This is a genomic window from Plantimonas leprariae, from assembly GCF_008802405.1.
Lineage (GTDB): Bacteria > Pseudomonadota > Alphaproteobacteria > Rhizobiales > Rhizobiaceae > Plantimonas > Plantimonas leprariae.
Genome location: NZ_VZDO01000007.1, coordinates 150,274 through 159,720, shown reverse-complemented (window position 1 = coordinate 159,720; position 9,447 = coordinate 150,274). Strand labels below are relative to the sequence as shown.

Below are 9,447 nucleotides of genomic sequence, written 5' to 3'. Positions count from 1 at the left end.
GGCGAAGCTGGTGATCGATACGCGCAATGCCTGCGAGCGGGCCGGCGTCGCGGCCGAGAACGTGGTGAAAGCTTAAGAGTCCTCGCCGACCCGCCGCCAGAAGGAGGAGGAAAGGCCGGGGTCGATGTGGGCGCGGAAGCGCTCCAGCGCCGGGTAGCCGGCCTCGAACAGGTCGCGGGGCAGGCGGCCGTCCTTCGCCGGATAGAGCCGGCCGCCGGCTTCGCGGACGATCGCGTCGAGTCGCGCGAGGAGTTGCAGCGTCGACGCGCCGCGATTGGGGAAGTCGAGCGCCAGCGTCGTGCCCTCCGCCGGAAACGACAGGAGGCCGGGCGAGGCGAGGACGCCGAAGGTCTTCAGCACCACGAGGAACGATCCCTGACCGGCCTTGGCGATCTCGCCCAGCATCGCGCGCGTCGCCTCGCGCGCGAACCTCGGCGGCACGACGCTCTGGTATTGGTACATGCCGCGCCGGCCGTAGAGCCGGTTCCAGTCGCGGATCGCGTCGAGCGGATAGAAGAACGGCTCGTAGGGCACGCGCCGCGCCCCGGCTCGTCTCCGCCCGAGCGCGTAGTAGGCCGTGTTCATCGCGCCGATCGTCCAGCGGTTGAGGAAGAGGCTTGGGGCGTCCATCGGCACCGCCGGACCGCGCCGGGCCGGGACCGCCAGCGGCCCCTCGGTGGCGTGGTTGGCCCGCGTGAACAGGCCGCGCCCGAGCGAGCGCCCGCTGGCGAGACAGTCGATCCAGGCGACGGTGTATTCGTGGCTTGCGGCACTTGCCTCGGCCAGCGCGAAGAAGCCGTCGAGGTCCGGGAACGGGACCGTCTCCGCCTCCATGTCCGAGGTTGCGATGCGGCGCAGGCGGATCGTCGCCTCGGTGATGACGCCGGTGAGGCCGAGGCCGCCGACTGTCGCGGCGAACAGACCGGACACTTCCGCCGGGGGCAGCCGGTGTTCACTGCCGTCGGTGCGGAGGAGCCGGATCCGTTCGATCCATCGCCCGATCGTCCCGGCGCCGTGATGGTTCTTGCCGTGGACGTCGTTGGCGATGGCGCCGGCGAGCGTCGCAAAGCAGGTGCCGGGCGTCACCGGCAGGAAGAAGCCCTGTGGCACGGCGAAGGCGAGGATCGCGTCGAGCGACGCGCCCCCTTCGGCGGTGAGAAGTCCGGTTTCAGGGTCGAACGCCGTGATGCCGGCGAGGGCGCGGCAATCGAGCACCGCGCCGTCGGCGTTGAGGTTCGAGTCGCCGTAGGAGCGGCCGAGCCCGCGCGCGAGGAGACCGTTCTCGAAGCGGTTCGAGCGTTGCAGGAGGTCGGGGAGGTCCGTCTTGATCGACGGACTCGCCACGAACTGGCGCGGACGCAAAACGCGTCCCCAGGACGTGAGGTCGGTGCGTGGAACGAACGGGTCCATGCACCGAGATGATCACCGGAGAGGTTCCCGGATCGCCAACGTGGCCGAACCGGATCGACCTATGGTAAACGCCGGATGTTTCGGCGGCCTCCCGCGCCGAACCCGCCAAGGGGATGCGCAGTGCAGGTCAGCGCCTTGAACGTCTATCCGGTTAAGGGCGCGCGCGGCGTGGCCATGACCCGCTCGCCGGTCGAACTGGCAGGCCTCACCGGCGACCGCCGCTGGATGGTGGTGGAGCCGGACGGGCGCTTCGTGACGCAGCGCGAACTGCCGGCCCTGGCGCTGCTCGAAGCCGTGCCGGACGAGGACGGGCTGCACCTGTCCTTCCCGGCGAGCGTGGCGTCGGACGGCGGCGAGCGCTTCGTGCCCGTGCCGGACGGCGACCAGCGCCTGGCCGTCCGCGTCTGGAAGGACGCGGTGGACGCCGCGGCGGCGGGATCGGAGGACGACCGGGCGCTCTCGCGCTGGCTCGGCCGGCCGCTGCGTCTCGCCCACTTCGACGGGCAGGCGCAGCGCGGCGTGTCGCGCGACTGGCTGGACCGCGACGCGCCGGTCGGCTTCGCGGACGGCTTTCCGGTGCTGGTCGCGACGGAGGCGTCGCTGCGCGCCCTCAACCGCACGATCGTGGCGGGCGGCACGGAGGCGGTGCCGATGAACCGTTTCCGGCCGAACGTGGTGATCGCGGATACGGAAGCCTTCGAGGAGGACGGCTGGGCGACGATCCGCGTCGGCGACGTGGTGCTCGACCTCGTGAAGCCCTGCGCGCGCTGCACGGTGACGACGGTCGACCAGTCGGGCGGCGTCTTCGACGGGCCTGAGCCGCTGGCCAGCCTCACGCGTCTGCGCATGTCCGGCGACCGGCGCGCGCCGGGCGTCCTTTTCGGCTGGAACGCGGTGCCGCGTGCGCCGGGCGAGATCGCCGTCGGCGACGGGGTGGAAGTGCTGGAGCGCCGCGAGGGCGGCTGGCCGCTGCGCCGGCCGAAGGCGGCCTGAGCCTTACGCGTTCATGTGCAGGTAGACCGGATCGAACATGCCGCGTTCCACGAGCCGATCCCAGTCCAGGATCTCGACGGTACGGCGTTCCATGCCGGCGAGGCCCTCTTCGCGCAGCGTGCGCAGCGCCCGGTTGACGCTGACGAAGGACAGGGCCAACAGGTCGCCGATCTCCTGCTGCGTCATGTCGAGCGTATAGCGGCCGTCCCGCACCGCGCCGACCGCATCGAAGCGCAGCGTCATCTCGCAGATCAGGTGCGCGAGGCGCGCCACCGCCGAGAGCTTGCCGATCCGCAGGTTCGACGCCCGGTAGATCGCGGCGTCGATCAGCGTCTCGCGCCAGAAGGCGGCGTTGATCGTCGGGGAGCGGTTGCAGGCGTCGAAGAGGCTGGCATGCTCGACGAAGGCCAGCCGGCATTCGGACAGGGTGCGGATGCTGTGGTCCATCTCGCCGAGATGCAGGCTGCAGAGGTCCGGCAGTTCACCGCGGATCTGGATGGCGTGGATCTGGTACTCGCCGTCGCGCGTCAGCTGGTAGCGCGAGGTCACGCCGTCGAGCACCACGAAGCACAGCGTCGGCGTGTCGCCCATTTCAGCGATCCTGGCGCGCGGGGGAAAGCTGCGATAGTCGAAGTCGAGGCCTGCCAGGATGTCGCGGTCCTTATCGGAAAGCTCGCTCGCCGAGCTCAGCCGCCGCAGAAGGACGTCGAGCGCCTCGTTGTCGGATCCCATCGCGCCGTTCGCCTCGCCCCGCCGCTTTACGTTCAAAGCGCCTGTAGCGCGTCGGGGTTGCGAGAGGAACGGCGCAAATGTCGTGAGGCGCGCCGCTTTCTTGAGCCGTCAAACGATCTCGGTCTCGGGACGCGCCGCGGGGCGGGAAGACCTCGAGGTGGGACCGCCTGGTCCCGTGGATACGGCGGCCGGTTCAGTCCCGCCGCGGCGTGAGCTTGCCGTCGACGCTCCAGCTTCCCGGGCCGGCGGCCGCCAGATACAGGAACACGAAGCAAAAGAGGATCGCCGCGTCGCCCTGGTTGAGAATCGGGAAGGCGCTTTCCGGCGCGTGGAACATCCAGTAGGCCACCGCCATCTCGCCGGACAGGATGAAGGCGACCGGCCGCGTGAACAGGCCGAGCACGATCAGGATGCCGCCGAAGAGTTCCAGGACGCCGCCGAGCCCGAACAGGGAGAACAACGGCGGGCCGGGGTTCTCCGAGGGCGGGAAGCCGAGCAGCTTCTGGGCTCCGTGCTCCATGAACAAGAGACCGGAGACGATCCGGAGCGCTGCGAGGGCGCGGGGGCTCCAGGCTTCGATGTTCATGCGATTGCTTCCCTCCAAGGTTTGCGCGCTCATGGCTTGGCGATGTGCCAAACGTCGTTGACGCCGTCACCGGTCACGTCGCCGGGCCGCGAGTCCTTGACCCAGCCATACAGCGGTTTGCCCTTGTAGGCCCATTGCATGGCGCCGTCATCGCGCGAGACCAGCGACCACTCGCCGTCAGCCTTCGCTCCGGCCGCGGCCGCAAGCGGCGGCCAGTTGGCCGCGCACTTGCCCGAACAGGCGGACTTGCCGGCCTCGTCCTTGTCGAAGGTGTAGAGCGTCATGCCCTTGGCGTCGACGAGCGCCGGGCCGAGCTTCGTCTCGCCTGTCGAGGCGGGAGCGCCCTCCGCCGCGAAGGCGACGGCCCGCGCGGCCAGAAGCGCCGCGATGCCTCCCGCGAGCAGCGTTCGATGAAGGATGGTGCGCATGCGGTCTTCTCCCCTTGCGAAGGCAAGCCCGACCTGCCCGTCATCCGCGAGCATGGCAGGCCGCATGTGACGCCGCTTCGGACCAAAGTCCGATGGCGCGGCGTTCGGTGGTCCGATGGGCTTCGGCCGCCGAAGGCGATAGGATCGCCGGATGGCTCTCGCCTTCCCTTCGACGGTGCGCGCGCTGCTGCGTCGCTGGCGCGTCCTCAGCCTCGCGCGGCAGTATCTCCTCGCCGGCGCGGCGGTGCTCGTCGTCGGCATGGTGGTGATCGGCTTCTGGGTGACGCGCCAGATCGAGGAAGGGGTGACGCAGAATACGGCGACGGCGACGGCTCTCTACGTCGACGGCGTCATCGCGCCGCTGCTGGCCGACATCGACGGGTCGAGCGTCCTGTCCGAGGGGGCGAGGCGCGCGCTCGACGAGACCCTGGCGCAGGGAGCGCTCGGCGCGCGGCTGGAGACATTCAAGCTCTGGGGCCGCGGCGGACTGATCACCTATTCGAGCGATCCCTCGCTGATCGGCAAGCGCTTCCAGCCGACGGACAGCCTGAAGAAGGCGTGGTCGGGCCACGTCGCCGCCGAGTTCGACGACCTCGACGACGACGAGGACGCGACCGAGCGGGGCTCCGACGTGCCGCTCCTGGAGATCTACAATCCGATCCGCGCGCCCTGGTCGGGCGAGATCGTCGCCGTCGCCGAGTTCTACGAGCATGCTGGCGACCTGGAGAACGGCCTGTTCGCGGCGCGACTCAGGAGCTGGTTCGTCGTCGCCGCCGTGACGCTGGCGATGATGGGGGCGCTGTTCGGCATCGTCATGCGCGGCAGCGCGACGATCGCCCGCCAGCGGAGCGACCTCGAAGGCCGCGTCGCCGACCTCCAGCGCCTCCTCGCCGAGAACCGCCGGCTCGGCCGGCGGGTGCGCGAGGCGTCGAGCCGCGTCGCGGCGCTGAACGAGCGGACGCTCCGCCGGCTCAGCGCCGACCTGCACGACGGCCCGGCGCAGCTTCTGGCGCTCGCCTCGCTGCGGCTCGGCAGCCCGGGGCTGGCGCAATCCGGCGACCCGGCGAAGGTGGAGGAGATCAGGTCCATCCGCGGCTTCCTCGACGAGGCGATGTCCGACATCCGCGGCATCTGCCACGGCCTCGCGCTGCCGACGATCGAGTCGCTCGATCTGGCGGGACTCGTCGAGACGGCGGCGCTCGCGCACGAGCGCCGCACCGGCACCCATGTCCGGCTCGACCTGCCGGCGCAGCCGGTGGCGCTCAGCCCGGCCGAGAAGATCGGCGTCTACCGTTTCGTCCAGGAGGGGCTGACCAACGCCTTCCGCCATGCCGGCGGTGCCGGCCAGGCGGTCACGGTCCGGCTCGACGCCGAGCGGCTGACGGTGCGGGTGGACGACCGGGGCGGGGGCATCGGCGCGGCGGAGCCGGGTCTCGGCCTGTCGGGCCTGCGCGACCGGATCGAGAGCCTCGGCGGCACGCTCGACGTCGAGACCGGGCCGGAGGGAACCGGCCTCGTCATGACCATCGCCAACGTTCGGGAGCTGGCCGCATGAGCGAGGTTCGACGCATCGTCCTGGCGGACGACCATCCGTTGTTCCGGGCGGGCGTCGCGCTCAGTCTCGCCGAAACCGGCCGCTACGATGTCGTCGCGCAGGTGCCCGATGCCGACGGTGCGGTGGCGAGCGTGCGGGAAGCGGAACCCGACCTGGCGCTGATCGACCTGTCGATGCCGGGTTCCGGCCTCGACGCTGTGCGCCGTATCGCGGAGAGCGCGCCGACGGTCCGTGTGGTGGTGCTGACCGCTTCGGAGAGCGACGACGACGTGCTGGCGGCGCTGGCGGCCGGCGCGAAGGGATACGTCCTGAAGGGGGTCGGCTCCGAGAACCTGGTGGACGTCTTGGATGCCGTGATGCGCGGCGAAAGCTACGTGCCGCCGACGCTGGCGGCGCGCATCCTGTCCGCGATGCGCCGGCCGGCGCCCCAGGCCGTCAGGGACGACCCGCTGGCGCGGCTGACGGACCGGGAGGACGAGATCCTGCGCCTCGTGGCGGACGGGCTCAGCAACAAGGAGGTCGGGCTCCGCCTCGACCTTCAGGAGAAGACGGTCAAGCATCACATGACCAGTATTCTCGGCAAGCTGAACGTGCGCAATCGCACGGAAGCGGCGGTGCTGCTGAAGGACCGGCCGCGGAGCGGCTGATGCCGCGAAGCGGGGACGCCGGAGCGTCCTCGCGGCGGCGCGGCCTCGTCAGCGCGCGAAGCGTGCGAGCCGCGCCCGGTCGGCCGCCGTCGCGGCGCGCTCCACGATCGTGCGGCCGCGCGGATCCTTCATCTCGTACCGGCCGTTCTCGATCTCTTCCTTGAAGCCGTCGCGCGTCGTGATCTCGATGTTCCGGCCGTCCGTCTCGATCCTGGCGCCGGTCGTGGCCGAAACGTGCTCGAGACCGCGACGCGCCTCGCCGGCTCGCCGGTCGTCGCCCGCCCGGTCGTCGGCGCCGTTCCGACCACCGCCCTTGTCGTCGCCGCCGCGATTCGAGCCGTGGCTGCCGGAATTGCCGGAGCTTCCGCCGTTCGACGAGCCGCCACCGCCCGAGCTTCCGTGACTGCCGGAGCCGCTGGAGCCACCGCTGCCGCCGGAGCTGCCGTGGCTGCCGCCGCCACCCCCGCTGCCGCCACTTCCGCCGCCGTGACCGCCTCCCGATCCGCCGCCACCGCCCGACCCGCCGTCCTTGGCGAAGGCGGCCGCGGCGTGAAACGCCCCGGAGCCGAAAGTGAACGGCTGGGCCGCGAGAATGGTCGCCGCGAACAGAAGCGCGGCTCGGGATGCGATGCGGATGGTCATGGGGGATCCTCGTGCGCTTCGGTCGAAGCGGCGCCCTGCCGCTCCGACGTATCGTTCTTTGGTGAAAAGGCGGGTTCTTACTTGTACTTGCCCTTGCCGTTCTGGTCGTGCGCGCCCGGATGGTCGTCGTTCTTCTTGCCGCCGTGCTTGTCGCCGCCCTTGTCGTCGTTCCGCTTGCCGCCCTTGTCGTCGCCGGCCTCGTGCCTGCCGCCGGACTCGGCTTCCTTCGCGGCGGCCGTCAGGCCCGTGAGGCCGCTCGTGGCGTAGAGCGCGACGGGCGCGGCGGTGAAGGCGAGCGCCAGCGAAGCGGTGGCGAGGGCGCGCTGGATGCGGGTCGTGTCGATCATGGCCTGTCTCCTCGTTGCCGGCAGGCCTGCTGCCCGGCCGGTGAGGAAAACATGCCGGCCGCCGCCGCGCCGCGATAGCGGCCCAGGACCTTTACGGCTCCAGCCCGGACCTCGGTCCGACCGGCACCGGACCATGACCGGGCGGCCGGTCGACCGCCTTTTCCGACGGCCTCTTATCCCCCGTCCGGCGGTGCGCCGTAGCATCCGGCGGCAGCTTTCCCGATCCGACGAGGTTCCGATGCCCGACGACGCGACGCCGAATTTCGCCTTCCCCTACATCATGCCCTCGCAGGCGCAGAAGCATCTTACCCACAACGAGGCGCTGCGGATGCTCGACGCCGTGGTGCAGGTCGGCGTCGCCGACCGCGACCTCGTCGCGCCGCCGGCCGACGCGGCGAACGGGGCGCGCTTCATCGTGGGCGCGGCCGCGAGCGGGGCTTGGGCCGGGCAGGCGGGGCGGATCGCCGCCTGGCAGGACGGGGCCTGGGCCTTCTTCGCGCCGCGCGAAGGCTGGCTCGCCTGGGTCGCGGACGAGGACGCGCTTCTCGCCTTCGACGGCGCCGGCTGGGTGCCGGCGCTCGGCAAGGTTCCGATCCAGAACGCGCCGCTCCTCGGCGTCAACGCGGCCGCGGATGCCGTGAACCGCTTCGCCCTGAAGTCCGACGCCGCGCTGTTCAGCCACGACGACGTCCGGCCCGGCAGCGGCGACATGCGCGTCAAGCTCAACAAGGCCGCGGCGGCGGGCACCGCCTCCTTCCTGTTCCAGACCGGCTATTCCGGCCGGGCCGAGTTCGGCACCGTCGGCGACGACCGCTTCGCCCTGAAGGTCAGCGCCGACGGCGCGACGTGGCGCGAGGCGCTGCGGGTCGACAACGCGACCGGCGGATTGAGTCTGGCCGCCGAAGCCCGCACGGCCGCCATCCGGCCGGCGGCCGACAACACCTCCGCGCTCGGCGGCAGCGGAGCGCGCTGGTCGCAGATCTGGTCGGCGAACGGCGTGATCCAGACCTCGGACCGCCGCGACAAGACCGAGATCGAGGCGCTCGATCCGGAGCTCGCCGCCCGCCTCGTGGATGCGGTGGAGGCGGTGACGTTCCGCTGGATCGAGGGTGGCCGCGACGCGGCGGAGGGTGGCACGGTGGCCCGCCCCGGCCGGCGGCGGCATGCCGGCTTCATCGCGCAGGACCTTCGCGCCGCGCTGGACCGCCAAGGACTCGACGTCGCCGCCTGGGGGCTGGACGACCCGGCCGACCCAACGAGCCGCCACTGGCTGCGGCCGGACCAGCTCGTCGCGCTGCTCTGGGCCGCCTTGCGCGAGACCCGCCAGCGCGTCGAGGCGCTGGAGGCGGCGGCTCAGGCCGCCAGCAGCGCGTAGGTACCGAAGGCCGGCACCTTCACCGCGAGACGCCGCGGATCGATGCCGGCGACGAGGCCGAGGATGTTGACCTCGAAGCCCGACGTCGCGCCGGCCGCGACGCCGGCATAGCCGAGGATCGACAGGCGGAGGTCGCCGCGGTCGCCGTCCCATTCGGCGAAGCGGCCGTCGGACGGGAAGTCCCGCCCGATCGCCGCCGGCGGCAGCGTCGTCCGCAGGCCGGGGACGTTGCGCAGGACGTGCTCGACGAAGGTGTTGGAGTTCGGCCCCGGGAAGATGTGGTAGCCGCCCTGCATGGCGAAGGGATAGGTCTCGATCGCCCGCCGCACCGCCGGGATGATCGCCTTCGTCGCCTCGCCGTGCCGCTCCAGCACGAGGCGCGGCGGGTTCGAATACCAGCGTCCGTCCGGCGGATAGGCGTTGCGGCGGATCGGCGAACCCCAGCCGACCTTGTCCCAGCGCTCGTAGGAGGGCGCGCCTTCGTCCTTCACGACGATCCAGGAATGTTCCGACACCGCGCCCTTCAGACCGCCGGTGCGTGCGGCGAAGACGTAGACGGCCGCATCGCGCGCGGCCGACGCCGGCGGCAGGAGCTTCGCGCTGGTCCAGTCCGCGTCGCGCCAGCTCGAAGGGTGGTTGCCGGCGTACCAGAAGGCGACGGCGAGGCCCGCCGGCACGAGATAGACGAGCACGAAGGCGAGGAGAACGAACTTCAATATCCGCATCTGTCGG

11 protein-coding genes are annotated in these 9,447 nt (G+C 71.4%); 4 read left to right on the top strand and 7 right to left on the bottom strand.

All coding sequences use genetic code 11. The features are described from left to right. Positions 1-72 precede the first annotated feature (72 nt). Positions 73-1,344 (bottom strand): FAD-binding oxidoreductase, encoded by a 1,272-nt coding sequence (locus F6X38_RS10805; protein WP_246191298.1) that lies wholly within the window; start codon positions 1,342-1,344, stop codon positions 73-75. Between the two features lie 186 nt (positions 1,345-1,530). Here F6X38_RS10805 and F6X38_RS10800 point away from each other — a divergent pair, with 186 nt between their 5' ends. Then, positions 1,531-2,403: an MOSC domain-containing protein gene (locus F6X38_RS10800; RefSeq protein ID WP_150969778.1), complete on the top strand. Its 873-nt coding sequence runs from the start codon at positions 1,531-1,533 to the stop codon at positions 2,401-2,403. 3 nt (positions 2,404-2,406) lie between these two features. Here the strand turns inward: F6X38_RS10800 and F6X38_RS10795 are convergent, their stop codons facing one another. From F6X38_RS10795 to F6X38_RS10785, 3 genes are all read right to left on the bottom strand, one after another. After that, positions 2,407-3,135: a Crp/Fnr family transcriptional regulator gene (locus tag F6X38_RS10795; protein ID WP_150969776.1), complete on the bottom strand. Its 729-nt coding sequence runs from the start codon at positions 3,133-3,135 to the stop codon at positions 2,407-2,409. 193 nt (positions 3,136-3,328) lie between these two features. Next, entirely contained in the window at positions 3,329-3,721 is a 393-nt protein-coding gene (locus F6X38_RS10790) for a DoxX family protein (protein WP_150969774.1), read from the bottom strand. Between the two features lie 29 nt (positions 3,722-3,750). Continuing rightward, the gene (locus tag F6X38_RS10785) at positions 3,751-4,149 is read right to left on the bottom strand and encodes a COG4315 family predicted lipoprotein (RefSeq protein WP_150969772.1); all 399 of its coding nucleotides are present in this window, start codon (positions 4,147-4,149) and stop codon (positions 3,751-3,753) included. A gap of 151 nt (positions 4,150-4,300) precedes the next feature. Here F6X38_RS10785 and F6X38_RS10780 point away from each other — a divergent pair, with 151 nt between their 5' ends. Continuing rightward, on the top strand, positions 4,301-5,704 hold the full coding sequence (locus F6X38_RS10780; RefSeq protein ID WP_150969770.1) for a sensor histidine kinase: 1,404 nt from the start codon (positions 4,301-4,303) through the stop codon (positions 5,702-5,704). Further along, complete coding sequence (locus F6X38_RS10775; protein WP_150969768.1) at positions 5,701-6,351, top strand: response regulator; 651 nt, start codon at positions 5,701-5,703, stop codon at positions 6,349-6,351. Before F6X38_RS10780 ends, F6X38_RS10775 begins: the two co-directional genes overlap by 4 nt. Before the next feature lie 48 nt (positions 6,352-6,399). On the opposite strand, the gene F6X38_RS10770 is transcribed toward F6X38_RS10775, so the two are convergent. Both F6X38_RS10770 and F6X38_RS10765 read right to left on the bottom strand, forming a co-directional pair. Beyond that, on the bottom strand, positions 6,400-6,993 hold the full coding sequence (locus F6X38_RS10770) for a hypothetical protein (RefSeq protein ID WP_150969766.1): 594 nt from the start codon (positions 6,991-6,993) through the stop codon (positions 6,400-6,402). A 77-nt stretch (positions 6,994-7,070) separates the two neighbouring features. Then, positions 7,071-7,340, bottom strand: coding sequence for a hypothetical protein (locus F6X38_RS10765; protein ID WP_150969764.1), 270 nt, complete (start codon positions 7,338-7,340; stop codon positions 7,071-7,073). 238 nt (positions 7,341-7,578) lie between these two features. Between F6X38_RS10765 and F6X38_RS10760 the strand changes: the two genes are divergently transcribed. Then, entirely contained in the window at positions 7,579-8,715 is a 1,137-nt protein-coding gene (locus F6X38_RS10760) for a DUF2793 domain-containing protein (protein WP_161992710.1), read from the top strand. Here the strand turns inward: F6X38_RS10760 and F6X38_RS10755 are convergent. After that, positions 8,694-9,440 carry a DUF3750 domain-containing protein gene (locus F6X38_RS10755; RefSeq protein WP_150969760.1) on the bottom strand — a complete coding sequence of 249 codons (747 nt, stop codon included), beginning with the start codon at positions 9,438-9,440 and terminating at the stop codon, positions 8,694-8,696. The two genes, F6X38_RS10760 and F6X38_RS10755, sit on opposite strands and share 22 nt — an antisense overlap. Between the last annotated feature and the right edge of the window lie 7 nt (positions 9,441-9,447).